This window comes from Streptomyces scopuliridis RB72 (genome assembly GCF_000718095.1).
Taxonomy (GTDB): domain Bacteria; phylum Actinomycetota; class Actinomycetes; order Streptomycetales; family Streptomycetaceae; genus Streptomyces; species Streptomyces scopuliridis.
Genome location: NZ_JOEI01000031.1, coordinates 50,506 through 77,413, shown reverse-complemented (window position 1 = coordinate 77,413; position 26,908 = coordinate 50,506). Strand labels below are relative to the sequence as shown.

Here is a 26,908-nt window from a genome sequence, read left to right as displayed (position 1 = left end):
AAACTTCCCAGCTCAGGCGGTACTTCACGGGCTCGTGGGGCGGCCGGGGCAGTTGGCGGTCCCGCGGTGCCTGACGTGAAGACCCTGTGCAGTTGACCGGACCGGTCGGGGCGTCGGTGTACGCCGCGGCCCGTGCCCCTGGAGTGAGTGAAGAGACGAGCGAGGCCCCCTCACATGAAGTGAGGGGGCCTCGACTGTGCGTGCGCCGCCAGGGACTCGAACCCCGGACCCGCTGATTAAGAGTCAGCTGCTCTAACCAACTGAGCTAGCGGCGCCTGCTGACCTGGCCAACTCTACCCGATCGGCTTGGTTGGCCCCGACCATTTGATGGGTGTTGCGGCCTGTCGGATTGTCTTTTCTTCCCCTTGATCCGTCAAAATGCGATTTGTTCTGACAGTTTCGGACAGTTGACGCGTCGGCGCCCGTGCGGCCGCGCCCAAAGATCTTGATGAGTGTGGAGGGGATCGCATGACCGTCCCGGTCTTCGAGGAGTACGAGCCCGCTCCCGACTGCCCCTGTGCGGGATGCGCCGAGCACCGGCGCGATCTGGCCAGAGGGCTGCCGGTGCGGGCCGGTGGTCATCCGGCCGCGCACGGTGCCCGGCGCGCGCTGGTGCTGATGACCGCCGCGGGGGTCGCGCTGGGCGCGACGGGTGCGGGCGCCGACACGGCAGGGGCCGCCGCGCCGTCCGGTACGGCGACCGGAACCTCCGTCGATCCGAATCCGGGCACCCCGCAGGGCGGCAGCGGCCCCCTGCACGGGCGGCCACTGCCCGGCCCCGGGGCGAGCAAGCCGCCGGGCGAACTGCGCGCGACCACCCGGGCCGACATCATCAACCGCGCCAAGCGGTGGGTGCAGGCGCAGGTGCCGTACAGCATGGAGAAGTACTGGTCGGACGGGTACCGCCAGGACTGCTCCGGCTATGTGTCGATGGCCTGGAACCTCTCCGACAACGAGTGGACGGGCAGCCTCGCGGATTTCGGCGTACGGATCTCGCGGGACGAGCTGGAGCCCGGGGACATGCTGCTCTTCCATAATCCGGCCGACCCCAACAAGGGGTCGCACGTCACGCTCTTCGGCGGCTGGACCGACTACACGCACTCCTACTACGTGGCCTACGAGCAGACCAAGCCGCATGCGCGTATGGAGTCCACGCCGGTGGGGTACTGGAGCAACCCCGACCGCTATGTGCCCTACCGCTACAAGGGACTGACCGAGGTATCGGAAGGCAAGGCGCCGAACTCGGCCACGGGCAAGGGGGCCGGGACGTCGGCGGCGTACCCGGGGGCGCGCTCCTTCGGGCCCGGCGCGCGCAACGCGCATGTCACCCGGCTCGGGCGGCTGCTGATCCAGCGGGGCGGCAAGCGTTTCTACAGCCAGGGCCCCGGACCCCAGTGGGGCGAGGCGGACCGGCGGGCCACCCGGGCGTTCCAGCTCGCGCAGGGCTGGCGGGGCGCCGAGGCGGACGGCACGCCGGGGCCCGGGACCTGGCGCCTGCTGGTGAAGGGCCTGGGCAAGAACATCCCGGCCGGGGGAGCGGGCGGGCGCCCCGGCGGCTCCGTCGGCCCCGGCGGCAGCGGTTCCGTCGGCGGCGGGAACGGGAGCGGTACGGGGAAGGCGGCGGCGTTCCCGGGCGTCCGGTTCTTCCGGCCGGGCCAGTCCAGCGTCCATGTCGAGCAGCTCGGCAGGCAACTGGTGAGAAAGGGCTTCGGCAAGCACTACACCTCGGGTCCGGGCCGGCTCTGGACCGAGGCCGACCGGCGCAACGTTGAGGCGTTCCAGCGCGCCCAGGGCTGGCGCGGCAGCGCGGCCAACGGCTACCCCGGTCCGGAAACCTGGCGGCGACTCTTCGCATGACGGAGGCAAGGATGACGACGACTTGGCGGCCGAATGACGACGAGGACGAGCTGAGGGGCGTGTTCACGGTACGGCGCACACCGCCGCCGGTGGAACACGCACCCGAGCCCGAGCCCGAGCCCCAGCTCCAGCCCGAGCCCCGGCCTGATCCCGGGCCCGAGTCCGAGCGGATGCCCCAGCAGGTGACCGAGCCGGCGGTCGAGCCGGCGCTTGAGGACACGGCTGAGCTCGTGCCGGAGCCTCCGCCCTCGTTCCCGGCTCCCGACGATGGCGGAGGCGACGGTAGAGGCGACGGCGGTGGCGATCACGCCCGCTGTTCGGAGCCCGTGTTCTTCGGGAAGGATGATCCCGCTCACGACGTACCCCCTCACGCCGAACCCGCTCCCGCCGACCCCATGAGCGCGCCCATCGCGACCGGCCCCGTCGCTGGTCCCGTCGCCGGTCCCGGCGGCGAGGACACATACGCCGCCCGCCCGGTCCTCGCGGCCTTCGGTGCCCAGGCGCCCGGCGCGGGGGCCGCTCCGTTCGTACGTACCGTGGGCGGTGCGGCGGGCCGCCCGGCCGGTACCGGCGGGACTCCCCGGTGGAGCCCGCTCATCGTGGGCGAGAGCACCCAGGAGATCCCCGTCCATCTGCTCTTCCGGGACGAGGCCGACGCGCTCGAAACCGCCGGACACGCCACCGGCCGCACCGCCGGACCCCCCGTCAGGCCCACCGTCGTCGGACGGCGCTGGGGGACCGGGGAGCAGCCCCGGGTCCGCCGGGTGCCGGGCCCCGCGCCCATGCCCGCCGTGCCGACGCGCGCGGCGCCGCCCGCGGACCCCAGGCTCGCCGAGCGGCCGGGGCCGGTCCTGCCGGGTTGGGCCGCCGCCCTCGTCGGGTGCGTGGCACTCATCGCCTGCGCGGCGGTGGTGTGGTCGACCGGTGCCGTACCGGACAAGGCGTCCAAGATCCTCGGGCTGCCCTGGCGTCCCTACCACGGCATCGGACTCGTCCAGTGGGCCGCGCTCATGGTGGGGGTGACGGTCATGCTCTTCGCCTTCGGCGGGCTCGGCCGGAGCCGGGTCGGCCAGGCGTGGGTGCTGACGCTCTTCGGTGACTACCGGGGGAGCGTGCGCCGTACGGGACTGCTGTGGGTGAGCCCGCTGCTGCTGCGCCGCCGGGTGGACGTACGGCTGCGGCACTGGCGCAGCGAGCCGATGCCGGCGGTGGACTCGAACGGGACCGCGCTGCGGGTCGTCGTGCTGGTGGTCTGGCGGGTGCGGGACACCGTACGCGCGGCGCTCGGCGTCCCGGACCACGAGGAGTATCTGCGGGAGCAGGTGGAGGCGGCGATGGCGCGGGTCCTCTCGCAGCTGCCGGCCGACGCGTTCCACGACGAGGCGCCGCCGCTGCGCAACGCCGAGGCCGTCGGCGACGCTCTGACCAGGATGCTGTCGGCGGAGTGCCGGCCGGTCGGCGTCGATGTCTTCTCGGCGCAGCCGACCCGGATCGAGTACGCGCCGGAGGTCTCGGCGGCGATGCAGCGCAGCCGGATCGCGGCGATCGACGCCAAGCACCGGGACACCGTGCTGACCTCGGTGGTCGACGCGGTGCACGACACCGTGAACCGGCTCACCTCGCGGGGACTGGTGGAGCTGGACGACTACGAGCGCAAGGCGTTGGTCAAGGACCTCACCGTCGCGTTCTACACGGGCCGCCAGGGGGCCGCGGAGAAATGGTGACCGGCTGGCTGTAATTGGTCTGGACCTGGCCCGTACTTGTTATGGACACGGTCAAGTTCTGTCCATACTCTAGGACTTGGTCTAGACCGCAGATGTGCTCACCCTGCACGCGCGCAGCACGGCTCACCGAACTCCCCACGTTCTCTGGAGCGAAGCATGCGAAAGAAGATTGGCGCGGCCGTGGTCGGCCTCGCGGTCGCGGGCGTCTCCCTGCTCGCCACCGGCAGCGCCAGCAGCCACGGCTACACCGACTCACCCATCAGCCGCCAGAAGCTCTGTGCCAACGGCACGGTGACCAACTGCGGCAACATCCAGTGGGAACCGCAGAGCGTCGAGGGGCCCAAGGGCTTCCCGGCCGCCGGCCCCGCCGACGGCAAGATCTGCTCCGGCGGTCTCGGCCAGTTCGCGCAGCTCGACGACCCGCGCGGCGGTGCCTGGCCCACCACGAAGGTATCGAGCGGCCAGAGCTACAACTTCCGCTGGCAGTTCACCGCCCGGCACGCCACGACCGACTTCAAGTACTACATCACCAAGAACGGATGGAACTCGAACGCACCGCTCACCCGTGCGGCCCTCGACTCCCAGCCGTTCCTGACGGTGCCGTACAACAACCAGCAGCCGCCCGCGACGCTCTCGCACTCGGGCACGCTGCCGTCGAAGTCGGGCCGGCACCTGATCCTGGCTGTCTGGACCATCGCTGACACGGGGAACGCGTTCTACGCCTGCTCCGACGTCCAGTTCTGAGGTAAGTCTCCGCAGTAGGAACCTCGGGGAGCGCGGCTCTTCCCGGTCCGCCGCCGTGCGGTCCGCGCTTCCCGAGGCTCGTGGCTCCCGGAGGTTCGTGGCTCCCCGAGGCTCGTGTCACTCACGCGTGCCGGCGAATTCCACCGGCCGCCGGCGCAGGGAGAGTGCGGCCGGGATCACCGCCGAGACCGTGGCGAGCACCGCGCACGCGCCCGCCGCCGCACCCAGCGCGTTCCACGGCAGTACGAGCGGGGAGCCCGCGTGGAGGACGCTCAGCGCGCCCCGCAACCCGCCCAGTCCGACCCCGGCGACCAGCGTGCCGAGTACGGCCCCGACCGCCACGACCAGTAGCGCCTCCGCCGCGACGAGCCGTAGCATCTGGGGCGCGGTGGCGCCCGCGAGCCGGAGCGCGGCCAGCTCCCGCACCCGGTCGGACCCCGCCATGACCAGGGTGTTCGCCAGGGAGATCCCGGTGTAGAGCAGCGCGATGCCCAGGACCAGCAGGAACCCCGTCCGCGTTCTGCCGTCGGTCTCGGGGTAACTGGCCGCCACCCACGCGTCCTTGGTGAACACCTGCCCGCCCGAGCGCCCGGCCGCCGCGCGCAGACCGGCCGCCACGGCGCTCGCGTCGGCGCCCTCCGCGAGCTTCACCTCGATCCGGTCGACGGGCGCGCCCGGGGCGTTGCGCGGCGTCACATACGCCCCGTTGTCGCCGGTCCCGATGCGCATGACGGCGGCGATCCGCAGCGAGGCGCGCGTACCGTCCGCCCGCCATATGTCCACGGACTCGCCGACCGTATGCCGCTCCCACTCCTCGGTGACGATGATCGAGCGGTCGTCCAGATCGGTCACCCGGCCCGCGGCGAGCGGCAGTCGGGCCGTCGCGGCGAGCGCCGCCGGATCGGCCGCGCGGGTGTCGGACCGGATGAGCGCGACCCCGTCCTCCAGTACGTGGACGGCGCTCGCGGCGGTGGGGGAGACCACGGCGCCGGGGACCCGCCGTATTCGCTCCACCGTCGCGGCGTCGAAGCCCGATCCGCCCGCGCCCGATCCGCCGGCGCCTCCCTCTGTCGCGGCCTCCCTGCCCGGCCCGGAGATCACGAAATCCGCCGTGGTCCGCTGCCGGATCTCGTGGGCCTTCGCCTCGTCGATCGTCGCCGTGGCCCCGAGCAGGGAGCCTGTCAGCGCGACCGTCACCAGCACCGGCGCGGCGACGGCCGCGGTGCGCCGTACCCCGGCCGCCGCGTTCTCCCGTACCAACAGGCCGGTCGCGCCCGGCAGCCGGGCGGGCAGCCACGCGAGCAGCCGGGCGAGCGGAGGCACCAGCACCGGTGCGAGCAGCGCGCACGCGACGATCAGCGGCATCGGGCCGCTCGTGTACGACTTACGGCCCAGCAGCCCGCCCGGCTCGGTCAGCAGGGCGTGGACCGGCAGCCCGATCCCCGTCAGCAGCAGCCCCGCGCCGAGGAACCACCGGCCGCGGGTCATCGTCCCGGTGTCCACCGCCGCGTCACGCAGCGCCTCCACGGGCCCCGTCCTCCCGGCCCGCCGGGACGCCGCCACCGCACCCGAGAGCGCCACGAACAGCCCGCTCCAGAAGGCCAGTTGGTACGGCCAGGTGTACGACCCGATGGCGAACCAGCGCGGTGCGAGCCCGCCGTCCACCAGCCACGCCGCCAGCAGGGGCGCTCCCCGCGCGCCCAGCGCGCAGCCCGCCGCCGAGGCCACCACCCCCACTACCATCGCCTCCGCGAGGACCATGCGGCGGATCTGGCCCGGAGTGGCGCCCGCCGTGCGCAGCAGGCCGAACTCCCGGCGCCGCTGCGCGACCGCGAAGGCGAACGTCGACGCGACCACGAAGACCGAGACGAAACCGGTGACCCCGGCCGCTGTGCCGAGCATCGCGTTCACCGCCACCAGCGCCTCGCTGTCGCGCTCCGGATCGGCGTCCGCGTCCTTCCTGCCGGGGCCCGTGAGCACCCGTACGCCCGCCGCGTCCGCCGAGCCCGCCACCTTCTCCCGTACCGCCCGTGGATCGGCGTCCACCACCAACTGGTCCACTCGCGGGGAGAGTTGGGACGCGCGGTCGTCGGTGTAGAAGAGTGCCCGCTCGAAGCCGAGATCCCGGACCGTACCGACGATCGTCAGCGTCCCCCGGTCGGTACGCACCCGCCGGCCCGGCGCGGTCCAGTCGCCGGTGACCACGGCCTCGTCCGCCGCCCTCGGCGCCCGCCCCGTGTCGAGGCGGTACGGCGCGAAGGCGGCCGTGGACCAGGGGTGACCCACCAGCCCGGCCGGGCCGCCCTCGGCCCGTACCGCGAACGTACGGTCCTCGACGGATCGGCCCAGCGCGGCCAACTCCCGTGCCAGGGACGGCGGTACGGGACGGGGACTGTCCAGCTTCGCGACCCGGTCCCCGATCCGGGTCGGCACGCGCAGGGTGTCCGCGCCCTTCACCACGACCCGCGCCCCGGCGAACCGCTCGGGGCGGCGCTCGGGCGCGTCCAGACTCGCGGCCAGGGCGAGCCCCATGGTCGCGATCAGCCCGACCCCCAGGGAGAGCGCGATGAAACTGCCGACGAAGCTGGTCCAGCGGCTGCGCAGCGTACGCAGGGCGACGCTCAGCACGGCACGGCCTCCAGCGCGGTCATCCGGGCCGCGATCTCCTCGGCGGACGGCGCCGAGAGCTCGCCGCCGACCCGTCCGTCGACCAGGAACACGACGCGGTCGGCATATGAGGCGGCGACCGGGTCATGGGTGACCATCACGATCGTGGAGCCGTCCCGGTCGGCCAGGGAGCGCAGTATGGCCAGCACCTCACGGCCGGTCCGTGAGTCCAGCGCTCCGGTCGGCTCGTCCGCGAACAGCACCTCGGGGCGGGTGATCAGGGCACGGGCGAGCGCGACCCGCTGCTGCTGCCCGCCCGACAGCTCGGTGGGCCGGTGCTTCGCGCGGTCGGCCAGACCGACCCGGTCCAGTACGTCCCGCACCCGGGCCCGCGAGGTCCTGCGCCCGGCGAGCCGCAGCGGCAGCGCCACATTCTGCTCGGCCGTCAGCGCGGGCAGCAGATTGAAGGACTGGAAGACGAAACCGACGCGCTCGCGGCGCAGCAGGGTCAGTCCTCTCTCGGTCAGCTCCGTCAGCTCGGTCCCGCCGATGGACACCGACCCCGAGGTGGGCCGGTCGAGGCCCGCCGCGCACTGGAGCAGGGTCGACTTGCCGGAGCCGGAGGGGCCCATCACGGCGGTGAAGGTGGCGCGGGGGAAGGAGAGGGAGACATCGTCGAGGGCGGCGACGGCACCGTCTCCCGATCCGTGGATCCTGCGCACGGAGCGCAGTTGAATCGCGTCGCCGCGCGGGTCGCCATGTGCGTCACCCGGCCCGTTGCCGAGCCCGTCGCGATGTGTGTCGTAGGTCATGGGATCAGTTCACTGTCGCGCGCCGCCCAGCACACCAGTGCGGGACATAGTCCTGGGGTAGGGCAGGCACTACCCCGGACACTCCGTCTGGATGGATGGCCCGTTGTCCGGTTCGCCTTCTACGGTCCTCCCATGCGCTCCCCCTCCCGCACCGTGTGGCAGGCCCTGGCCCGGCCGGACTTCCTGCTCTCGCCCTGGCCGTGGCGCGCTGCGGCGTATCTGCTCAGCGGCGTACCGGCCGGGGTCGCCGTGCTGGTGGTGGCGGTGGCCGTCATCGCCGTCGGCGGGGCGCTCTCCCTCGTACTGGTCGGGCTGCCGCTCCTCGCCCTGGCGGCGCTCGGCGGGCTGCCGGTGGCCCGGCTGGAGCGGTTCAGGACGCGGCTGATCGATGGGCGGCCCGCCACCGATCCGCACCGGCGGCCGGCCGAACCGGGGCTGTGGCCCTGGCTGCGGACCCGCTTCCAGGAGCGGCCGACCTGGCGGGAACTGGGGTACGCCGTGCTCCTCGCGCTGGTGCTGTGGCCGCTCGACGCGATCGCCGTCACCCTCTGTCTGCTGCTGCCGCTCGCCATGGCCGCCACACCGGTCCTGCTGGCCACTGTGGGGGAGGGCCAGGAGGTGAAGGTCGTCAAGGTGTGGACGGTCACCTCCTGGCCCATGGCGTACGCGTTCGCCGTGCTCGGGCTGCTCTTCCTCGCGGTCTGCTGTTACGCGCTCGGCGTGCTGGCCGGCGCCCGCGCCGAGCTGACCCGGGCCCTGATCGCGCCCCGGGAGACCGCGTTGGGCGAGCGGGTCACCGAACTGAGCCGTTCCCGGGTGCGGTTGGTGGACGCCTTCGAGGCGGAGCGGCGCCGGATCGAACGGGATCTGCACGACGGCGCCCAGCAGCGGCTGGTCGCACTGACCATGACGCTCGGTCTGGCCCGGCTCGACGCCCCGCCCGGCCCGGTCGCCGACCGTATCGACGCGGCGCACCGTGAGGCCGGCGAGGCGCTGGCGGAGCTGCGCGAACTGATCCGGGGCATCCACCCCAAGGTCCTCACCGACTACGGACTCGCGGCGGCCGTCGCGGATGTGGCGGACCGTTCGGCGCTGCCGGTGGACGTACGAATAGAAACGGCGTGGCGGTTCTCCGACGCGGTGGAGGCCACCGCGTACTTCGTGGTCTGCGAGGCGCTGGCCAACGCGGGCAGACACAGCGGCGCGAACCGTGTCACCGTCTCCGGCCGGTACGGCGACGGGCGGCTGGCGCTGGAGATCGAGGACGACGGCGACGGCGGCGCCCGCGCGGGCGGGGGAAGCGGACTGACCGGACTGGCCGACCGCGTCTCCGTACTGGACGGCAGGCTCTCGCTGTCCAGCCCGGCCGGCGGCCCGACGGCCCTGCGGGTCGAGATCCCCTGCGTGCTCAGGGAAGTTGACGCGTAGTTCAGGCGTCCCGTCCGCCGCATCGGCCGGACGCAGATCGGTCAACTGGGGACGGATGTGTCAACTGGACACCGTCCCAAGGGAGTTCGCTGTCCGAGGGGTTTGCCGACGCCGGGATTTGGGGGACCATTCCCGCGTCGGTCATCGCGCGTAGACCCATGCGACAGCCGCGCCGCTCACTCTATGGACGCTCCGTACCCACCCGGGTGCGAAGCGTCTGTCCCCCCATGTCCCCCCATACCTCGCCCGGAGGATCACCGTCATGCGTCGACGTCTGGCACTTCCGCTCGCCTCAGCCGTACTCGCCCTCGCCGCCTCCCTGGTGACGGCCTCTCAGGCCGCCGCCGCCCCGGCCGACAAGCCGCAGGTCCTCAGCAGCTGGACCCAGGAGTCGGCCGCCAGCTACAACTCCTGGGTCTCGGCCCGGGGGAACCAGGGCGCGTGGTCGGCCTATGGTTTCGACTGGTCCACGGACTACTGCTCGTCCTCGCCGGACAACCCCTTCGGCTTCCCGTTCCAGACCGCCTGTGCCCGCCATGACTTCGGCTACCGCAACTACAAGGCGGCCGGTCAGTTCGCGGCGAACAAGGCGCGGCTGGACTCCGCGTTCTACGCGGACCTGAAGCGGGTGTGCTCGGGGTACTCCGGCGCCACGAAGGTGTCCTGCGACGGACTGGCGTGGACGTACTACCACGCGGTCGACATCTTCGGCGTGAGCCCGATGGTGGACGGTTCGCGGTCCGTGGCCTGAGGATCTTGAAAGCGGGAAGGCCCCTCGCTTCCGCGAGGGGCCTTCCCCTGTCTGTGCGCCGCCAGGGACTCGAACCCCGGACCCGCTGATTAAGAGTCAGCTGCTCTAACCAACTGAGCTAGCGGCGCCTGCTGACTCGAAAATAATACCCGGTGGTCCGGGGTGCTCAGGACCACCGGCGGGACCACCGCCAGGACGGGGGTAAAAACCTAGATCGTCAGCGAGAGGGCCAGCGGCGCCGCCCTGCGGTTCAGGGCCTCCGCCGCCACCCGCAGCCGGTGGGCGTGCTCGACCGGGAGCGACAGCGCCAGGCAGCCCACCGTGGAGCCCGCCGTCAGCGGGACCGCGGCGCAGACCGTCCCCAGCGCGTACTCCTGGAGATCGAGCACCGGAACCGTCGGCGCCTGGCTGTCCAGCCGGGAGAACAGCAGCCGCTCGCTGGTGATCGTCCGGGAGGTGAACCGGGCGATCTTGTGGCGGTCCAGATGGTCCCGGCGGCCGTCCCTGTCCAGCTGGGTCAGCAGACACTTGCCGATCGCGCTGGCGTGGCCGGTGGCGCGGAAGTCCACGTACTCATTGACCGCGGGCGTCAGCGGACCGTCGGCGACCTGAGTGACCTTGATCTCACCGTCGATATAGCGGCTGAGATAGACGGCCGCCCCGACCGAATCGCGCAGTTCGTCCAGCGCGCTCTGCAGCCTGTCCTCCAGGGCCTGCCGCCGGGCCGCGCCGGAGCCGAGCAGCGCCAGCGACTCGCCGATCACATACGCGCCGTCCGCGACCTGCTCCACGTAACCCTCGCGCCGCAGCAAGGAGAGCAGGGGAGCCAGATGACCGGCCGGCAGCCCGCTCTCCCGGGCTATCCGGGCCTCGGTCACCCCGCCGCCGTACGTGGACACGGTCTCCAGGACACGCAGCACGTACCGCACCGAGTGGAACGGCGCGGTCGGCTCCGGCTTCAGCACCACGGTTCCCCCTCAGCAGGTTGTGACCGCAAGCTCACGCACCACGATAGCCGTCAAGAGCCTTTGCCGGGGCGGCGGTTGCCCACATGGGGCGGGCGGGCCGGCGCTCTGGGCTGGGAGGTATCGCTCTGGCATATGCCAGAGGCGTACTTACCCATGGGGGTGCGCGGGGATACGAGGAGATACGAGGTCAGAGCACCGCGCCCAGGAACTCGCGCGTACGTTCGTGCTCCGGCTCGGAGAAGATCTTCTCCGGCGGGCCCGATTCGATGACCTTGCCGGCATCGAACATCAGAACGTCGTCGGAGATGTCCCTGGCGAAGTTCATCTCGTGGGTCACACAGACCATGGTGATGTCCGTGGTGCGGGCGATGTCCCGGAGCACATCGAGCACGCCGGCGACCAGCTCGGGGTCGAGCGCCGAGGTGACCTCGTCGAGCAGCAGGATCTTCGGGCGCATCGCCAGCGCGCGGGCGATCGCCACCCGCTGCTGCTGCCCGCCCGAGAGCTGGGTCGGCTTCGCCCCGCAGCGGTCGCCGAGGCCGACCAGATCGAGCAGCTCACGGCCGCGCTCCTCCGCCTCGTCCTTGCTCAGCCCCAGCACCTTGACCGGGGCCTCGGTGACATTGCGCAGGACGTTCATGTTGGGGAAGAGATTGAACTGCTGGAAGACCATGCCGATGTTCTTGCGCACTTCACGGACATGCTTGCTGTCGGCGGGGAAGAGTCTGTCGCCATTGATGGTGATGACGCCCTCGTCCGGTTTCACCAGGGTCATCAGCAGCCGCAGGATCGTCGTCTTGCCGGAGCCGGACGGGCCGATCAGGGTCACATGCTTTCCTGGCCGTACGGAGAAACAGAGATCGTCCAGCACGGTGTTCTTGCCGAACCGCTTGGTGACATTGTCGAAACGGATCAGCTCGCCCGCCGGATCGGTGGCTTTCGGATCGGGGATCTCGGGGGTGGATATGTCAGCGGACAAGACGACGCTCCAGGGCTCGCATGAGAAGAGAAGCCGGGTAGGCGATGAGAATGAAGGCGATACCGACGACGGTCAGCGGTTCGGTGTACTGGAAGGTGGCCGCGCTCTCCAGCCGGGACTGCTGGAGCATTTCCAGCACACTGATTCCGGCGAGCAGGGGCGTGTCCTTCAGCATCGAGATGACGTAATTGCCCAGCGCGGGCACGATCCGCCGGATCGCCTGCGGCAGGATCACCGCCATCCATGTACGGCCGGCCGGCAGACTGAGCGCGGTGGCCGCCTCCCACTGTCCGGGCGGCACCGCGTCGATACCGGCCCGGTAGACCTGGGCGGTGTACGTCGAATAGTGCAGACCGATCGCGATCGTGCCGGTGGTCAGCCCGGAGAACTGCACACCCCATTCGGGCAGCACGAAGAAGAAGAAAAACAGCTGCACGAGCAGCGGGGTGTTCCGGATGAACTCGGTGATGACATTGACAGGCCACCGGACGAAACGTGTCGGCGCCCGGAATCCGATCGCCCAGACCAGACCGAGCGTGAAGGAGAGCAGCGAGCCGAGCACCAGCACCTGAAGGGTGAGGAGCAGGCCGTCCCAGAAACGTGGCATGAAGTCCGCGACAGCGGACCAGTCCCAATTGTTCATCGGGCCCCTCCCGGTGTCGCCGTGATGCCGATGCCGACCTTGGTCCTGCGTTCAAGTGCCCGCATTCCACGGGCGAGGACAAACGCGAGCACGAAATAGATCACCAGCGTCACCGAGTAGATCCGCGCGCTGTCCTGGGTGGCCAGCCGCACCAGATAGGCGGCGAACGACACATCCGCGACGCCGAGCAGGGAGACCAGCGCGGTGCCCTTCAGCAGCTCGATGAGGAGGTTGCTGAACGGCGGGATCATCTCCGGGACCGCCTGCGGCAGCAGGATCAGCCGCATGCGCTGCCAGGGGGAGAAGTTCAGGGCGATGCCGGCCTCGCGCTGCGCGGGTGCCACGGAGTTCAGGGCGCCGCGTACGACCTCGGCGCCGTACGCCCCGTACGACAGCCCCAGCGCCAGCACGGCGGCCCACATCGGGACCAGGGCCCAGCCGAACAGGCTCGGCATGACGAAGAACAGCCAGAACATCAGCACCAGCGCCGAGGTGCCGCGGAAGATCTCGGTGTAGAGGCCCGCGAGGAAGCGGACGAAGCGCGAGCTGTGCGTACGGGCCGTACCGACGGCGAAGGCCACGGCCGTGGCGAGCGCGGCGCTGTACAGCGTGAGCTGAACGGTGATCCAGATACCGGGCAGCACCCAGTGGGTCCAGAGGCCGGCTGTCATGCGCACAGCTCCTCTGCCGTCAGGGTGGTCATCTCCGATTCCGTGAAGCCGAACGGCTTGAGGACGCGGAACAGCTCGCCGCTCTTCTTCATCTTGTGGATCTCGGTATTGAAGGCGTCCCGGAGGCCGGAATCGGTGGGGCGGAAGGCGAAACCGCCGCCGTCGATCTTCTTCTTTCCGTCCACGACCGGCGCGAACGGCTTGGTGGCCTCCGCCTTGTTGCTCTTCTTCACCACTTCGCGGCCGGTGAGCGCGGTGCCGGCGAATACGTCGACCCGGCCGGACTCGACCGCGTTCAGCCCCGCGACGGGGTCCTGGAGGATGACGAGTTCCTTCTCCGGGACCCCGGCGGATATCGCGTAGTCGATTTCCGCGTAACCGGTGCCGGTGGCGATCGTCGCCTTGGTCCGCACCACGTCCTGGTACGAATGCAGCCCTTTGGGGTTGCCCTTGCGCACGATGAACGAGTCGAGCATCTGGTACTCGGGATCGGCGAAGATGACCTGCGCGCAGCGCTCCTTGTTGATGTACATCCCGGCCGAGACGACATCGAACTGCTGCGAGTTGAGGCCGGGTATCAGCGAGGAGAAATCGGTGGCCACGGGCTGTACGGCGCCGATGCCCAGCCGCTTGAAGATCACCTTCGCCAGCTCCACCGCCTCACCGGTGAAATCGCCCTGGTCGTTGATGAATCCGTACGGTGCCTCGCCCGCGATACCGAGCCGCACCGTGCGCTGTGATTTCAGCCGGGCGAGCGTGTCACCGGACGGAATCCTGCTGCAGCCGGCGGCGCCGAGCGCCCCCGCGGCGCCCAGCGCCGCCGTGCCCAGCAGAAGAGACCGGCGGCCCAGCGACCGGTGACCCGGTGACCAGGGGCCTATGGACCGTTTTGCGGTTCTTTCCTTGTCGTGCTCTGGTGGTGAAGCCATGGGCGCGCGGCTACCCGACTCCATACGGGTTATGCACATCAATTCGAGCCGATCTTGAGATCGTCCCGCGCCCGGTCGGGTGCCCTTGACTCAGTGGATCAGATGAGGACCATGAGGACATGGCCGACCGATTTGTGACTGTGTCGCTCGACAAGCGCGGGGTGCACTGCACCGCGAAACTCCTGGACGACCGGGCTCCGGTCACCTGCGCGGCGGTGTGGGAGGCGCTGCCGCTGGGCTCGGACGTGTATCACGCGAAGTACGCGCGCAATGAGATCTACGCGCTCTTTCCGGCCTTCGCCGCCGAGGAACCACCGCTGGAGAACCCGACCGTGACCCCGATCCCCGGGGACCTGTGCTACTTCACCTTCTCCGACACGGAACTGGGCACGTCCTCGTACGGCTACGACGAGAAGGCGGTGCGCGGCCGGCGCACCGTCGTGGACCTCGCCCTCTTCTACGAGCGCAACAACCTGCTGATCAACGGGGACATGGGCTGGATCCCGGGCATCGTCTGGGGGACGGTCGTGGACGGCCTCGACCGGATGGCCGAGGCCTGCCAGGACCTGTGGCGCGCGGGCGCCATCGGCGAGACGCTCAGCTTCCGGCGGGAGTAGACGAGGAAGTCCGAAGTCCCGTCTGCCCGGGGGCGGACGACGCTACTTCGGACTTACTCGTCTACCCCGGCGCGGGAAGGCGCGGCACCGCGCCCGACTCGTACAGCGCGTGCGCGGCGCGCAGCACCAGCGCGTCCGCGTGCCGTGCGGCGACCAACTGCACGCCGATCGGCAGTCCGTCCCCGTCCACCCCGCACGGCACGCTCGCGGCGGGCTGCTGCGTCAGATTGAACGGGTACGTGAACGGCGTCCACCCCGTCCAGCGCCGCTGGCCCGAGCCCCGTGGCGTCTCCCGGCCCGCCTCGAACGCGGTGATCGGCAGCGTGGGCGTGACCAGCAGGTCGTACGACTCATGGAACCGGCCGAACCGCCGGCCCAGCTCCATCCGCGCGTCGACCGCGGCCAGATAGTCCAGCGCGCTGCAGCGCTCACCGGCCGCGACGATCTCGCGGAGGCCCGGATCGAGCAGCTCGCGCTGCTCCGCGCCGAACGGCTCCACCAGCCGGGCCGCGCCGCTGAACCACAGGGTGTGGAAGGCCTCCACCGGATCCGTGATGTCCGGATCGGCCTCCTCGATATACGCCCCCAGCTCGGCGAGCCGGCCCACCGCGCGCCGTACGGCCGAGGCCACCTCCGGGCGCACCGCGACCTGATTGCCGAAGGTCGGGGAGTACGCGATCCGCAGCCCCTTGACGCTGCCCCCGCCCGCCGCTCCTCCCGCGCCCGCCGAGCCCTCCGTGAGCGCGGCGGACAGGCTGGGCGCCGGGGCGAGCTGCGACCAGTCCCGCCAGTCGGCGCCGCTGATCACATCCATCAGCAGCGCCGCGTCCGCCGCGTCCCGGGTCATCGGCCCGGCGTGCGCGAGCGTGCCGAACGGGCTGGACGGATAGAGCGGCACCCGGCCGTAGGTCGGTTTGAACCCGAAGATCCCGCAGAAGGAGGCCGGGATACGGACCGAGCCGCCGCCGTCCGTACCGATGGAGAGCGGGCCCGCGCCCAGCGCCACGGCCGCCGCGCTGCCGCCGCTGGACCCGCCCGACGTCCGGGACGGATCGTACGGATTACGGGTCACGCCGCTCAGCGGCGAGTCGGTGACGCCCTTCCAGCCGAACTCCGGGGTGGTGGTCTTGCCGACGAGGACCGCGCCGTGTTCCCGCAGCCGCGCCACCGCCGGCGCGTCCTCGTCCCAGGCGCCCCCGGCCCGTACGGTCCGGGAGCCGCGCAGGGTGGGGCTGCCGCGCTGGAGGAAGATGTCCTTCACCGAGACCGGCACCCCGTCGAGCAGCCCCCGCGGTTCCCTCCCGCACCAGCGGGCGGTGGACGCCTCCGCCTGGGCGAGCGCCGCCTCGGCGTCCACCCGTACGAAGGCGTTGACCAGCGGCTGCACCACCTCGATCCGGTCCAGTACGGCACGGGTCGCGTCGAGCGGCGAGAAGTCGCCCCTCTCGTAACCGGCCAGGAGCTGCCGTGCGGTGAGGTCGGTGAGACGCGTGGGGTCGGTCGTGTGATCAGTCATGCATGGGGACGTACCCACGTTTCTTGTCCACCACGTTCGGCAGGGGCTTTCCGGCGGCCCAAAGTTCATACAGATCCACGAACTGCTCGCCCAGCCGGTCGCGCCAGCCGACCGTGTCCCCGCTCATGTGCGGGGAGATGATCAGGCCGGGAACGTCCCAGAGCTTGCTGCGCGCGTCCAGCGGCTCCCGCGCGAAGACATCGAGCGCCGCGCCCGCGATCCAGCGTTTGGACACCGCCGCGACGAGATCGTCCTCCACCACGAGCTGACCGCGGCCCACATTGATGAAGCGGGCGGAGGGCTGCATCAGACCGAAGAGCCGTGCGTCGAACATGCCGCGTGTCGCGTCCGTGAGCGGCGCAGCGGAGACCACCCAGTCGGCCCGGATCACCAGCCGGTCCAGCTGGTCGGCGCCGTGCACCCCGGGGCGCGCCGTACGGCCGGTGACGGCCACCGTCACGCCCAGCGCCCGCAGCGTCCCGGCCACGGCCCGGCCGATCGGGCCCGCGCCGATCACGACCGCCCGGCTGCCCGCGACCTGAAGGCCCTCCCGATGGCGCCAGCGGCGCTGGCGCTGGAGCTCCAGCGTGCCGGGCAGATCCTTGGCCATGGCGAGCACCAGCCCCGCCACATACTCGGCGATCGGCGCCTCGAAAATGCCCCGGGCATTGGTCACGACCGTGTCGGAGTCGACCAGCTCGGGGCAGAGCAGCCGGTCCACCCCGGCGCTCGCGGTGTGCACCCAGCGGGGCCGCGGCCCCTCGCCGGGCCAGGCGTTCCGTACCGCGTCGGAGGTGAAGTCCCAGACCAGCAGGGTGTCCGCGTGGGGGAGTTCGGCCGCGAGACCGGCTTCGTCGACGGAGACGATCCGTGCCTTTCCGGTGAGCCGGCCCAGCCGTGGCGGAGGGTCGGCCTCCAGGACGAGGAGGGTGGGTGCTGGCATGAGGAGGAGCCCTTCTGCCGGGGCCGGACCGGCGGCGATTCCGCCGTCTGCCGGGCGGGAGTCTGCCGATGATCGGGCCGGGCGGGGTTCCCTCGGGATTTCCCTCGGGAAAAATCCGTGCAACGTCTGAGATGGGCGGATTGACCACGCTCGCACCTGGCTCCTACCGTCGTCAACAAGAGCCTGATATGGGGGCCTGCAATGGAAGTCTCCTTTCTGGGTGGTCCAGAGCCGCAGCGTGGTGTCGGCGTGGTCGCTCCCTTCGATTTCGCACTCGACCGTGAACTGTGGCGGTGGGTGCCCGACGATATTTCCCTGCGCGTCACCCGTACCCCGTACGTGCCGGTGGAGGTCTCCCTCGACCTCGCCCGGCTGGTCAGCGAGCACGAGACCCTCGGTGAGGCGGTCAGGGCGCTCGGCGCCTCGGAGCCCGAGGTCATCGCGTACGCCTGCACCTCCGGCAGTTTCGTCGGTGGCGCGGCCGGCGAGCGCGCCATGTGCGAGGCGATGAACCGGGCCGGCGAGGTCCCCTCGCTCACCACCTCCGGAGCCCTGGTCGAGGCGCTGGAGGAGCTGGGCGTGGGCCGAATAGCCCTGGTCACGCCCTATACGGAGTCGGTCACCCAGTCGCTGGAGGACTATCTGGGCGAGGTCGGGGTAACTGTGACGGGTCGCGCTTTTCTGGGGCTGACCCGGCACATCTGGAAGGTGCCGTACCGCTCGGTCGTGGACATGGCGCGGCAGGCCGTCGTCGGGGCGGCCGACGCGCTCTTCATCAGCTGTACGAATCTGCCGACGTACGACGCGATTCCGCAGCTGGAGGCCGAGCTGAGGATGCCCGTCCTGTCCGCCAACCAGGTGACGATGTGGGCGGCACTGCGCAGGCTCGGGGCACACGCCGTCGGTCCGTACCAGGGGCTGCTGCTCGACCGGCCGTCGTCGCATGAGGTGCCGACGATGGCGCCGGTGGAGCCCTTGCCGCCGGTCGCGCCCGTCTCACCGGCCGCACCGATCGGGCCGGTCGAGCCGTTCGGGCCGGTCGGGGCAGCGACCCCGCCGGGGCAGGCCGCCCTGCCGGCGGAGCCGCTGCCGGAAGATACGGAAGGATGGACATGACCACCGTCGGACTCCTCTACCCCGGGCATTCGGCCGAGGACGACTACCCCCGCATGGAGATGATGTTCGGCAGCGACATCAGGCTGGCCGTCGTCCACACCGATATCGGCGAGGACGCCCACCGCGTCGACGCGCTGCTCCGGATGGGCGCGGATGAACGGCTCGCCGAGGGGGTGGAGGAGCTGCGCCTGGCCGGTGCCGAGTCCGTGGTCTGGGCCTGTACCAGCGGAAGCTTCATCTACGGGTGGGAGGGCGCCCATGAGCAGACGCGCGCTCTGGCCACCGCCGCCGGACTGCCGGCGTCGAGCACCTCGTTCGCCTTCGCCCACGCCGTACGCGCGCTGGGCGCCAAACGGGTCGCCGTTGCCGCCACCTACCCGGCGGATGTCACCGCCTACTTCGCCGCCTTCCTCAAGGCGGCCGGGATCGAGGTCGTCTCGGACCGGGCCAGCGGCATCATCACCGCGGCCGAGGTCGGTACGTGGGAGCGGGAGCAGGTCCTCGAACTGGCCCGCGCGGGCGACCATCCGGACGCGGAGGTCGTCCTGCTCCCGGACACGGCCCTGCACACGATCGCGTATCTGGTGGAGCTGGAGGAGACCCTCGGCAAGCCCGTCCTCACCGCGAACCAGGTGACGGTCTGGGAGGGGCTGCGGCTCGCGGGGCGCAGGGCGTGGGGGCGCCGGCTGGGGAAGCTGTTCGAAGGCCGGGAGTACGAGGCCCGGTGACGGTCCCGGGCCGTGGCCGGGCATACGGCCCGGGAATAATCCGGGGTCCGGCCCGGGAATAAACGGAGTGACCCTCCCGTTGTAGCCGTACCGTACGTACTGGATACGCAGGAGGGTCTGACCGGTGGACGACGCGAGCCGAGGCATGACGGACGGCATCAGGGGCACGGCGCACGGTACCGCGCCCGTACCCCTCTCGGTACTGGACCTGGTCACGGTGGGCAGCGGCTCCACGGCCACCCGGTCGCTCCGGACGAGCGTCGCGCTGGCGAAGCTCGCCGAGCGCAGGGGATACCACCGGCACTGGGTCGCCGAGCACCACTCGATGCCGGGCGTCGCCTCGTCCTCCCCGGCCGTGATCCTCGCCCATCTCGCCGCCCACACCGAGCGCATCCGGCTCGGCTCCGGTGGCGTGATGCTGCCCAACCACGCCCCGCTGGTGATCGCCGAGCAGTTCGGCACGGTGGAGGCGCTCGCCCCGGGCCGGGTCGATCTGGGCCTCGGCCGCGCGCCCGGCACCGACGGGGCGACGGCCGCCGCGCTGCGCCGCACCGACCGGCTGAACGAAGGCGCCGACGACTTCCCGCAGCAGCTCGCCGAGCTGACCCGCTTCCTGGACGACGACTTCCCCGACGGCCACCCGTACTCCCGGATCCACGCGGTACCGGGCCCGGTCCAGGGCCCCGCCGGCCGGCCGCCGATCTGGCTGCTCGGTTCCTCCGGCTTCAGCGCCCGGCTGGCCGGGGTGCTGGGGCTGCCGTTCGCCTTCGCCCACCACTTCTCGGCGCAGAACACCGTCCCGGCACTCGATCTGTACCGGGAGTCCTTCCGCCCCTCCGCGGTCCTCGACGCGCCGTACGCGCTGATCGGTGTCTCGGCCCTGGCCGCCGACAGCGAGCGCGAGGCCCGCCGCCAGGTCATGTCCGGCGCCCTCTCCATGGTCCAGCTGCGCACCGGGCGGCCGGGACTCGTCCCGTCGCCGGAGGAGGCCGAGGCGTACCGGTTCAGCTCGATGGAGCAGGAATTCGTGGACAGCTGGCTGGCCAATATCGTGCACGGCACCCCGGACGCGGTCCGCGACGGCCTCAACGACCTTCAGAAGCGCACGGGCGCCGACGAGTTGATGATCACCGCCCATGCGCACAGCGGCGAGGAGCGGCTGCGCAGCTATGAGCTGATCGCGGACGCGTACGGCCTGCCGGCCTGACGGTCTGTGGGGCCTGGCACTTCGGGGCGGTCCCGGGGTCACCGCCCCGTCTCGTCCGCCCCTGTCGTGAGGGCCCCTGTCGTGAGGACCCCCGCCTGGGTGTGGAGCCACGGGGTCTGACGGCCGTCAGGGGTGACGGTCAGACCGAAGCGCTCCGGGCCCGGACTGCCGGCCCGGAGCCACCACCGGTACGTGGCCTCGACCTCGTCCCAGAGCCGGCGCGGGCCGTACTGCCAGACCGTGAGCCGCTGGTCCGTCCGGCCGTCCCAGTCGACGGCCGCCCAGGACGTGGTGTCGGTGGTGGCGAGCCAGAGCCGGGACGCCACGCCATGCACATCCGGATTGTCGTGCCAGGCGCGCCAGATGTCCGGGAGCCGCAGGCCGATGGCGAAGCGCGCGGCCGGATCGTCGCCCGCCACCGCCCAGGGGCACAGCTCCGTGGCGGACCGCTCGGGCAGCTGGTCGTCCTCCACGACATCGCGGTAGATCCGCAGATCCGTGCGCTGGTTGCGGATGAGCATGAACGCGGAGTGCGGGGAGAACCGGCCGGACGCGCTGCCGTCGTCCCGCACGGTGAGCCGCAGCAGCCCGAAGCGGAACCAGGGCGACTCCCAGGGCGTCAGGATCACCCCGCCCGGCCGGGTCTGCTCCAGCCAGGCGCGCGGCACCCGCCGTACGGAGCAGGTGGCGACGACCCGGTCGTACGGCGCGCCGGGCGCGTACCCCGACGCGCCGTCGCCCGTGACGATCCGGGGCTCCAGGCCGGCCCTCCGGAGACGGCGCGCGGCCTGCGCGCTGAGCCGGGGATCCAGCTCGACGCTGGTCACGCGCTCACTGCCCAGCCGATGCGCCAGCAGCCCCGCGTTCCAGCCGGTGCCGGTGCCGATCTCCAGCACGCGGTGGCCGTCCTCCACCGCCAGCAGGCGCAGCATACGGAAGACGATCGAAGGGGCCGACGCCGAGGACGAGGCCCGGCGCTCGCCGTCGCCCGGATCCCGGCCGTCATCGATCCCGTCATCGATTCCGTCATTGACCTGTGTCACCACCGGACCGTTCGCGTACGCGGCACGGAGCCAGTGGTCCGGTGCCGCGCCGCGGGTACAGGCCGTCAGATCGTCATCGACCCAGACCCTCTCCGGCAGGAAGCGATGCGCGTTGTCGGAGTCGTCCGAGTACGGCCGGGCCATCCACAACGCCGATCCTCCGCCTTGCGATGCTCCCCCGTGGCCTGAACGGCACGGGGGTACCCCCGGCACCGGACTGCCGCGGCCTGATCCGCGAAGATCCGCCGGACAGGCCCTGGCCGTACCGGGATCCTCGCCCCCCGCGTGCTTGCCGTCGCCCCCGCCGCCGGTCCTGCCCGTTCCCCAGCTCATGAGCTCATGCCTTTTGCTCCCGTCGTCTCCGCCGCTGTCGTGGTCCGGCGACCCAGCGGGACAGACGCCGGGACGCCCTTCCACGATCACCCAGCGCCCGGATCACCGGCAAGGCCGCCCGAACGAATGGCGAGTCCCCGCCAGCCAAGGGCCCATCCGTTCGGGTAAGGGCCGTTACGTAAGGGCCGTTACGTAACGGTGCCGGTGGCCGTCGCCTCCCGGGCGGGAGCGGGCGTCACGCGCCTCTCGGACTGGCCGCGACCATCTCCCCGATCCGCTCCGGCGCCACCGGACGGGAGAAGAGCCAGCCCTGCCCCGTGTCACAGCCGATCCGCTGGAGCCGCGCCGCCTGGCCCGAGGTCTCCACGCACTCCGCGGTGACCGTCAGCCCCAGCCGGTGCGCGAGCTGGATCATGGCCTCCACGATCGTCTCGTCGGCCGGGCTCGGATGGACGCCCTCGTCGTAGCGGAAACCGCGGACGAACGAGCCGTCCAGCTTGAGGACCGAGACGGGCAGCCGGCTGAGATACGCGAGGTTCGAGTAGCCGGTGCCGAAGTCGTCGATGGCGATCCGTACGCCCATGTCGCTCAGCGCCTGGAGCGCCTGGAGTGGCCGGCCCGCCGAGCCCATCACCGCGGACTCCGTCAGCTCCAGTTGCAGCAGTTGCGGCGCGAGTCCGGTCTCCGCGAGGATCTCCGCCACGTCCGCGACCAGATCGGAGTCCCAGACCTGGCGTACGGCGACATTGACGCTGACGAAGAGCGGCCGGGTGTGCGGGTGGTCCAGCTGCCACCGTCTCGCCTGGCGGCACGCCGTGCGCAGGACCCAGCGGCCTAGCTGCACGATCGAGCCGTCCTCCTCGGCGATCCCGATGAACCGGTTCGGCGCCAGAGTCCCGAACTGCGGGTGGTTCCAGCGCACCAGCGCCTCCACGCCCCGGACGGCCCCGTCGGCCATCCCCACCAGCGGCTGGTACTGGAGCACGAACTCCTCGCGTTCCACCGCCGGCCGCAGCGTCGAGGTGAGCGCCTGCCGGGTCATCCGGTGGGCGTTGCGCTCCGGGTCGAAGAGGGTCCAGCGGGCCTTCCCGTCGGCCTTCGCCCAGTACAGCGTGGTGTCGGCGGCCTGCATCAGACCCGTCGGGGTGGTGCCTTCCGCGGCCCGCTCCACGACCCCGATCGACGCCGAGACCGAGAGCCGCTGCCCGGCCAGGTCGAAGGGGCGCTGGAGCGCGGTGAGTACGGAGCGGGCCAGATCGGCGAGTTGTTCCGTACCGGTGGAGTCCTCGACGAGGATCGCGAACTCGTCCCCGCCGAGCCGCGCGACCAGATGCCCGCCGCTGCGGGTATAGCCGTCGTGGTCGGCGCACTCGGTGAGCCGGGTCGCCACGGCGGCGAGCAGCCGGTCGCCGGTGCGATGGCCGAGCGTGTCGTTGACGGCCTTGAAGCCGTCGAGATCGAGGTAGCACAGCCCGATCCGCCCTGTTCTGCCATCGCCGTACGACCGGCGGTCCAGATAGGCGGGGGACACGCCGTACGCCACGCCGTCGTACGCCGAGGCCTCCAGCGCGGAGGCGAGCCGTTCGAAGAACAGGGTGCGGTTGGGCAGCCGGGTCACCGGATCGTGCATCTGGAGATGGCGCAGCCGCGCCTGGAGCTCGCGCCGGTCGCTGATGTCCGCGATCGACAGCAGCGCGCCGCGGCTCTCCGGTACGGGGACGACGGTGACCTCGGCCCAGACGGTCCGCCCGTCGGGGTGCTTGAGCCGGCGGGTGCAGCGGAAGCGGGCGCGCCGGCGCTCCAGCACCGCGCGATAGGCCTCCCAGGTGCGGCTGTCGGAGGCGAGGTCGACGAGATCGGCCGCGGCCCGGCCGGTGAGCGCGGCGGGCTCGGTGTCGAGGAGCACGGCGAGCGCGTCGTTGGCGCTCGCCACCGCGCCTTCGTCGTCGATCACGGCCATGGCGAGTTCGGCGGCCCGGAAGGCGCCGCGGAAGTCCTGTGCGTCGCACGGCGCATGAGCGCCGGCCCCCGTATGCGCGTCGCCCGGGGTATGCGCGTCGTGCCCGCCCGGCGGCTCGGCGGCCGTTCTGCCGAAGGTATGACGCTCCGTGACGGGTGGCCGTGCGATGCCGGCCGCCGCGACCGCCGCTGGACGCGGCCCTTCGGAGGTTCCGCTCACGGCTCGCTCCCGCGGTGCAGTCGTGTCGTACAGAGTGGTCGGGACGGTCTGCCAGGGAAAGTGTGCCGATCATAGAGGCAGGCCGGGCGGCCATTCCAGCTCCTGGACAGCGAAGAGGCCCCGGAACCCCGCCGGCTTGCCACCGGGCGATCGTTTCTGCACGTCTGTGGCACCGGAAGAGCCCGCCGTGATCGCCTGTGACTTTCCGTGACGCGTCGGGGTGTCGGGTTGCCGACGCCGTGATCACGAGCCTCCTCACCCATGTGGTGCAGCGGAACAGGGCGTAGTCGTACAAAACGACCCAAGGTGGGAGTGGTGTCCCCCCATCCGGAGCCGGAGGTCGATGTGGAGCGTCCGCAGCCACCCGGGGGAGTGGAACGGCCCCGCCTGCGCAGGACCGCGGCCGCCGTGACCTCCCTCGTGGCGCTCGCCGCCACATCGCTGATCGCCGGGCCCGCCGGGGCCTCGGCCCCCGAAGGACCCTGCGCCCTGCCGCGCACCGGTGCCCATCACTCCCTCGGCCTCGACACCTGGAACGCCTCCTATCCGCGCCCGGACCGCGCCCTCGACGCGGTCATGATCTTTCTCTCCTTCCCCGACTCGGCGCCGCTGGCCGACCCCGCCGAGCTGGCGGCCGATCACTTCCCGGCCACCAGCCGCTTCTACGAGCAGGCGTCGTACGGGAAGTTCGCGCTGCGCGCCCACCCCCAGCTCCAGTGGTTCCGGATGCCGCACGCCTCCACCGACTACGGGATACGGCGCGACTGGGAGCCCGCCCGGCGCACGGCCTATCTGCGGGACGCGCTGGCCGCGGCCGATCCGGCGGTCGACTTCTCGCGCTACGACGTCGTGTATCTGGTCGCCGATCCCGACGCGCCCGGTGTCGACTCCGATGCCACGAAAGTGGTCAACTTCGACCGGCCGATGCGGGCGGACGGCACGGACATCCGGCGTATCGTCACCGTCTTCGAGCGGCACCCGCCCGACCGCAATGTGCTGGCCCACGAGACCGGGCATGTCTTCGATCTGGCGGACCTCTACCACCGGCCCACGAACGGCAAGGGCGACTGGGACACCTATGTCGGTGACTGGGATGTGATGGGAAGCCAGTTCGGGATGGCGCCCGATCTCTTCGGCTGGCACAAGTGGAAGCTCGGCTGGCTGGACCAGCGGCAGGTGCGGTGCGTGCCGCCCACGGGCACGAGCCTGCTCACCCTGGAGCCGATCGCGGCGGCGCCCACCCCCGGCGGGAGCGCCGGGACCCGGCTCGCGGTCGTCAGGACCGGCCGGAACACCGCGCTGGCCATCGAGGCCCGCGCGGCGACCGGCAACGATCTGCACACCTGCACCGAGGGGGTGCTGATCTACCGGGTACGCAGCGAGACGGCGTCGGGCGGCGGTCCGGTCGAGGTGGTGGACACCCATCCCGGTGGTGAGGCCTGCTGGGACCGGTCGGTCTATCCGCCGCTGGCGGACGCGCCGCTGGGGGTCGGCGAGACCTTCACGGTGGAGGGGGAGCGGACGCGGGTGGAGGTGGCGGACCGTACGCCCACGGGGGCCTGGACCGTCAAGATCACCCCGGAGGTCGCGCCTTAGAGCCGCTACAGCCACTGGCGCCTTGTGGACGGAAGACGAAGGAGCCCCTCGCTCGCGCGAGAGGCTCCTTCATGTCTGTGCGCCGCCAGGGACTCGAACCCCGGACCCGCTGATTAAGAGTCAGCTGCTCTAACCAACTGAGCTAGCGGCGCCTGCTGACGTCGTAGACCTTAGCACTCGGATCGGCGCGAAGAAAAATCGATATACGCGGGCCCGTCCAGAAGGCGTTTCCCGTGGTCAGGAGCACGACTGGGGCAGCCGGGCAGCCGCTCCCGCCACCGCTCCCGTCGACGGTTCGGGCGCCGTCCTGGGGCGCGGTACGGAGCCGGTCCCGGAGGCCGTCTGGTCGCGGGCCGCCCGTACGCACGCCCAGAGCAGCACATCGGGTCCCGGCAACCAGGGGTGGCGGGTGTCCGGGGCGACCAGCCAGCGCGGACCCGACGCGGGGCCCGGCGACAGCGGCGGTACGGTCACCGCGTCGCCGGTGCCGTGGCAGAGCAGGGGCGGCGGTGCCGTCTCCCGCCCGCTGTTGCCCGAGCCGCCCCACTCCTCCCAGGAGAGCAGGGACGGCAGCCGCTGGGCGGTGCCCGGCGCGGTGAAGAGGAGCGTACGGCCCCGGTACGCGGCGACCGGCCCGGAGCCGGGACCGTCCGACCAGAGCCGGTCCAGCATGCGCCGGCCGAAGATCGCGGGGGCGTTCACCACATCGAAGGCGGAGCCGCAGGGCAGCACCGCGGGGGCGGTCGGGTGGGCGGTCCAGAGGGAGAGCGTGGAGCGGGAGTACGGTCCGGCGGAGACGAGCCACTCCGCGCCTGCCGGGGTGACCCGCGCGGTGTGATGGCGGCCCTCGTCACGGAGCAGACCGAAGATGTCGGTGCGGCGCTCGTCGTCGCTCATACCGGGACTCAGCGGGGATTCATCTCGTAACCATGCGCTCATGGCAGTCAGATCTACCGGGAGTAATGAACCCGTTCCCGAGAGTTCGCGAAAGACGGGACAGGGGGGCGCGGGGAGGCGTAACCTGCGCGCCGCATATGCCACACGAGTGCCACACCTGGCTCACCCGGCCCGCCGGCACCTCCCGTGCCGCCCGGTCTCACTGGCTCGCCATGCCCTCGCCGCTCAGCAGGTCCCGGCCGAACTCGACCATCTTCTTCGTGTAGTCCTCGGTCCACTGCGCGCGCAGCGCGATGTCCGCCGTCGTCAGCCGGTCGAAACGGCGGGGATCGGCGAGCTGCGCGGCGGCGATCGCCTGGAACTCGACGGCCCGGTCGGTCGCCGCGCGGAACGCGAGAGTCAGTTCCGTGGCTCTGGCCAGCAGGTCGGCGGGGTCGTCGATGGATTCGAGGTCGAAGAAGTGCTCGGGGTCGGCGACCGCCTCCGAGGGCTCGAAGAGCAGCGGTGCCGGCCGCAGCCGCCGCTCGCTCCGCTCGGGATCCGGCATCGGTTTTCCTCCTGCTCGTGCGTGTACGGCCTCTCGGCCACCGTCCATTGTCCCGCCCGGCGCAAGGGGGCCT

General features: G+C 71.5%; 23 protein-coding genes and 3 tRNA genes. 10 read left to right on the top strand and 16 right to left on the bottom strand.

What is annotated here, in order from left to right:
* Nucleotides 1-201: 201 nt before the first annotated feature.
* Nucleotides 202-275, bottom strand: a tRNA-Lys gene (locus tag IF11_RS0130685).
* 193 nt (nt 276-468) lie between these two features.
* Here IF11_RS0130685 and IF11_RS0130680 point away from each other — a divergent pair.
* From IF11_RS0130680 to IF11_RS0130670, 3 genes are all read left to right on the top strand, one after another.
* A complete protein-coding gene (locus tag IF11_RS0130680; RefSeq protein WP_030355041.1) occupies nt 469-1,857 on the top strand; it encodes a peptidoglycan-binding protein in 1,389 nt (462 codons plus the stop codon).
* A gap of 11 nt (nt 1,858-1,868) precedes the next feature.
* The gene (locus IF11_RS42460; RefSeq protein ID WP_244888267.1) at nt 1,869-3,581 is read left to right on the top strand and encodes an SPFH domain-containing protein; all 1,713 of its coding nucleotides are present in this window, start codon (nt 1,869-1,871) and stop codon (nt 3,579-3,581) included.
* A 156-nt stretch (nt 3,582-3,737) separates the two neighbouring features.
* Nucleotides 3,738-4,325: a lytic polysaccharide monooxygenase auxiliary activity family 9 protein gene (locus IF11_RS0130670; RefSeq protein ID WP_030355039.1), complete on the top strand. Its 588-nt coding sequence runs from the start codon at nt 3,738-3,740 to the stop codon at nt 4,323-4,325.
* Nucleotides 4,326-4,442: 117 nt separating this feature from the next.
* Here the strand turns inward: IF11_RS0130670 and IF11_RS0130665 are convergent, their stop codons facing one another.
* Nucleotides 4,443-6,953 carry an FtsX-like permease family protein gene (locus IF11_RS0130665; protein WP_030355038.1) on the bottom strand — a complete coding sequence of 837 codons (2,511 nt, stop codon included), beginning with the start codon at nt 6,951-6,953 and terminating at the stop codon, nt 4,443-4,445.
* A complete protein-coding gene (locus IF11_RS0130660; protein ID WP_078491008.1) occupies nt 6,947-7,744 on the bottom strand; it encodes an ABC transporter ATP-binding protein in 798 nt (265 codons plus the stop codon). Before IF11_RS0130660 ends, IF11_RS0130665 begins: the two co-directional genes overlap by 7 nt.
* A 132-nt stretch (nt 7,745-7,876) precedes the next feature.
* On the opposite strand from IF11_RS0130660, the gene IF11_RS0130655 reads away from it, so the two are divergent.
* Nucleotides 7,877-9,172 (top strand): sensor histidine kinase, encoded by a 1,296-nt coding sequence (locus IF11_RS0130655; RefSeq protein ID WP_240627896.1) that lies wholly within the window; start codon nt 7,877-7,879, stop codon nt 9,170-9,172.
* 262 nt (nt 9,173-9,434) lie between these two features.
* Nucleotides 9,435-9,923, top strand: a complete 489-nt coding sequence (locus tag IF11_RS0130650) for a phospholipase (RefSeq protein WP_030355035.1) — start codon at nt 9,435-9,437, stop codon at nt 9,921-9,923.
* Between the two features lie 54 nt (nt 9,924-9,977).
* On the opposite strand, the gene IF11_RS0130645 is transcribed toward IF11_RS0130650, so the two are convergent.
* From IF11_RS0130645 to ehuB, 6 genes are all read right to left on the bottom strand, one after another.
* Nucleotides 9,978-10,051, bottom strand: a tRNA-Lys gene (locus tag IF11_RS0130645).
* 81 nt (nt 10,052-10,132) lie between these two features.
* Complete coding sequence (locus IF11_RS0130640) at nt 10,133-10,891, bottom strand: IclR family transcriptional regulator (RefSeq protein ID WP_030355034.1); 759 nt, start codon at nt 10,889-10,891, stop codon at nt 10,133-10,135.
* 187 nt (nt 10,892-11,078) lie between these two features.
* Complete coding sequence (gene ehuA / locus IF11_RS0130635; protein ID WP_051746373.1) at nt 11,079-11,870, bottom strand: ectoine/hydroxyectoine ABC transporter ATP-binding protein EhuA; 792 nt, start codon at nt 11,868-11,870, stop codon at nt 11,079-11,081.
* On the bottom strand, nt 11,860-12,513 hold the full coding sequence (ehuD, locus tag IF11_RS0130630) for an ectoine/hydroxyectoine ABC transporter permease subunit EhuD (protein WP_030355032.1): 654 nt from the start codon (nt 12,511-12,513) through the stop codon (nt 11,860-11,862). Before ehuD ends, ehuA begins: the two co-directional genes overlap by 11 nt.
* Entirely contained in the window at nt 12,510-13,184 is a 675-nt protein-coding gene (gene ehuC, locus IF11_RS0130625) for an ectoine/hydroxyectoine ABC transporter permease subunit EhuC (protein WP_030355031.1), read from the bottom strand. Before ehuC ends, ehuD begins: the two co-directional genes overlap by 4 nt.
* Nucleotides 13,181-14,113 carry an ectoine/hydroxyectoine ABC transporter substrate-binding protein EhuB gene (gene ehuB / locus IF11_RS0130620; RefSeq protein WP_078491007.1) on the bottom strand — a complete coding sequence of 311 codons (933 nt, stop codon included), beginning with the start codon at nt 14,111-14,113 and terminating at the stop codon, nt 13,181-13,183. The genes ehuC and ehuB overlap by 4 nt, the downstream gene beginning before the upstream one ends.
* A 119-nt stretch (nt 14,114-14,232) precedes the next feature.
* On the opposite strand from ehuB, the gene IF11_RS0130615 reads away from it, so the two are divergent.
* Complete coding sequence (locus tag IF11_RS0130615) at nt 14,233-14,730, top strand: DUF3830 family protein (protein ID WP_030355029.1); 498 nt, start codon at nt 14,233-14,235, stop codon at nt 14,728-14,730.
* A 61-nt stretch (nt 14,731-14,791) separates the two neighbouring features.
* Here IF11_RS0130615 and IF11_RS0130610 read toward each other — a convergent pair whose 3' ends face one another.
* Both IF11_RS0130610 and IF11_RS0130605 read right to left on the bottom strand, forming a co-directional pair.
* Nucleotides 14,792-16,246, bottom strand: a complete 1,455-nt coding sequence (locus IF11_RS0130610; protein ID WP_030355028.1) for an amidase — start codon at nt 16,244-16,246, stop codon at nt 14,792-14,794.
* Nucleotides 16,239-17,189, bottom strand: coding sequence for a D-2-hydroxyacid dehydrogenase (locus tag IF11_RS0130605; protein ID WP_030355027.1), 951 nt, complete (start codon nt 17,187-17,189; stop codon nt 16,239-16,241). Before IF11_RS0130605 ends, IF11_RS0130610 begins: the two co-directional genes overlap by 8 nt.
* 201 nt (nt 17,190-17,390) lie before the next feature.
* On the opposite strand from IF11_RS0130605, the gene IF11_RS0130600 reads away from it, so the two are divergent.
* From IF11_RS0130600 to IF11_RS0130590, 3 genes are all read left to right on the top strand, one after another.
* Nucleotides 17,391-18,305 carry a maleate cis-trans isomerase family protein gene (locus tag IF11_RS0130600; RefSeq protein WP_157848465.1) on the top strand — a complete coding sequence of 305 codons (915 nt, stop codon included), beginning with the start codon at nt 17,391-17,393 and terminating at the stop codon, nt 18,303-18,305.
* Nucleotides 18,302-19,033 (top strand): maleate cis-trans isomerase family protein, encoded by a 732-nt coding sequence (locus IF11_RS0130595; RefSeq protein WP_030355025.1) that lies wholly within the window; start codon nt 18,302-18,304, stop codon nt 19,031-19,033. The genes IF11_RS0130600 and IF11_RS0130595 overlap by 4 nt, the downstream gene beginning before the upstream one ends.
* 145 nt (nt 19,034-19,178) lie before the next feature.
* Nucleotides 19,179-20,240, top strand: a complete 1,062-nt coding sequence (locus tag IF11_RS0130590; RefSeq protein ID WP_030355024.1) for an LLM class flavin-dependent oxidoreductase — start codon at nt 19,179-19,181, stop codon at nt 20,238-20,240.
* A 38-nt stretch (nt 20,241-20,278) separates the two neighbouring features.
* Here the strand turns inward: IF11_RS0130590 and IF11_RS0130585 are convergent, their stop codons facing one another.
* A complete protein-coding gene (locus IF11_RS0130585) occupies nt 20,279-21,427 on the bottom strand; it encodes a methyltransferase domain-containing protein (protein ID WP_063759266.1) in 1,149 nt (382 codons plus the stop codon).
* Nucleotides 21,428-21,851: 424 nt separating this feature from the next.
* Nucleotides 21,852-23,795, bottom strand: coding sequence for a putative bifunctional diguanylate cyclase/phosphodiesterase (locus tag IF11_RS0130580; RefSeq protein ID WP_030355022.1), 1,944 nt, complete (start codon nt 23,793-23,795; stop codon nt 21,852-21,854).
* A 315-nt stretch (nt 23,796-24,110) separates the two neighbouring features.
* Between IF11_RS0130580 and IF11_RS0130575 the strand changes: the two genes are divergently transcribed.
* Nucleotides 24,111-25,391, top strand: coding sequence for a M6 family metalloprotease domain-containing protein (locus IF11_RS0130575; protein WP_420894629.1), 1,281 nt, complete (start codon nt 24,111-24,113; stop codon nt 25,389-25,391).
* 78 nt (nt 25,392-25,469) lie between these two features.
* Here IF11_RS0130575 and IF11_RS0130570 read toward each other — a convergent pair.
* The 3 genes from IF11_RS0130570 to IF11_RS0130560 form a co-directional block, all read right to left on the bottom strand.
* Nucleotides 25,470-25,543, bottom strand: a tRNA-Lys gene (locus IF11_RS0130570).
* An 85-nt stretch (nt 25,544-25,628) separates the two neighbouring features.
* On the bottom strand, nt 25,629-26,330 hold the full coding sequence (locus IF11_RS0130565; RefSeq protein WP_106979296.1) for a bifunctional DNA primase/polymerase: 702 nt from the start codon (nt 26,328-26,330) through the stop codon (nt 25,629-25,631).
* A gap of 157 nt (nt 26,331-26,487) precedes the next feature.
* Nucleotides 26,488-26,835, bottom strand: coding sequence for a hypothetical protein (locus tag IF11_RS0130560; protein ID WP_030355019.1), 348 nt, complete (start codon nt 26,833-26,835; stop codon nt 26,488-26,490).
* Nucleotides 26,836-26,908 lie beyond the last annotated feature (73 nt).

Coding starts and splice junctions, on each gene's coding strand:
- IF11_RS0130595 (WP_030355025.1), top strand. CDS start 18,302: ATGACCACCGTCGGACTCCTCTACCCCGGGCATTCGGCCGAGGACGAC.
- IF11_RS42460 (WP_244888267.1), top strand. CDS start 1,869: ATGACGACGACTTGGCGGCCGAATGACGACGAGGACGAGCTGAGGGGC.
- IF11_RS0130680 (WP_030355041.1), top strand. CDS start 469: ATGACCGTCCCGGTCTTCGAGGAGTACGAGCCCGCTCCCGACTGCCCC.
- IF11_RS0130605 (WP_030355027.1), bottom strand. CDS start 17,189: ATGCCAGCACCCACCCTCCTCGTCCTGGAGGCCGACCCTCCGCCACGG.
- IF11_RS0130655 (WP_240627896.1), top strand. CDS start 7,877: ATGCGCTCCCCCTCCCGCACCGTGTGGCAGGCCCTGGCCCGGCCGGAC.
- IF11_RS0130585 (WP_063759266.1), bottom strand. CDS start 21,427: ATGGCCCGGCCGTACTCGGACGACTCCGACAACGCGCATCGCTTCCTG.
- IF11_RS0130610 (WP_030355028.1), bottom strand. CDS start 16,246: ATGACTGATCACACGACCGACCCCACGCGTCTCACCGACCTCACCGCA.
- ehuD (WP_030355032.1), bottom strand. CDS start 12,513: ATGAACAATTGGGACTGGTCCGCTGTCGCGGACTTCATGCCACGTTTC.
- IF11_RS0130670 (WP_030355039.1), top strand. CDS start 3,738: ATGCGAAAGAAGATTGGCGCGGCCGTGGTCGGCCTCGCGGTCGCGGGC.
- ehuB (WP_078491007.1), bottom strand. CDS start 14,113: ATGGCTTCACCACCAGAGCACGACAAGGAAAGAACCGCAAAACGGTCC.
- ehuC (WP_030355031.1), bottom strand. CDS start 13,184: ATGACAGCCGGCCTCTGGACCCACTGGGTGCTGCCCGGTATCTGGATC.
- IF11_RS0130560 (WP_030355019.1), bottom strand. CDS start 26,835: ATGCCGGATCCCGAGCGGAGCGAGCGGCGGCTGCGGCCGGCACCGCTG.
- IF11_RS0130565 (WP_106979296.1), bottom strand. CDS start 26,330: ATGAGCGCATGGTTACGAGATGAATCCCCGCTGAGTCCCGGTATGAGC.
- IF11_RS0130615 (WP_030355029.1), top strand. CDS start 14,233: ATGGCCGACCGATTTGTGACTGTGTCGCTCGACAAGCGCGGGGTGCAC.
- IF11_RS0130650 (WP_030355035.1), top strand. CDS start 9,435: ATGCGTCGACGTCTGGCACTTCCGCTCGCCTCAGCCGTACTCGCCCTC.
- IF11_RS0130660 (WP_078491008.1), bottom strand. CDS start 7,744: ATGACCTACGACACACATCGCGACGGGCTCGGCAACGGGCCGGGTGAC.
- IF11_RS0130590 (WP_030355024.1), top strand. CDS start 19,179: ATGACGGACGGCATCAGGGGCACGGCGCACGGTACCGCGCCCGTACCC.
- IF11_RS0130600 (WP_157848465.1), top strand. CDS start 17,391: ATGGAAGTCTCCTTTCTGGGTGGTCCAGAGCCGCAGCGTGGTGTCGGC.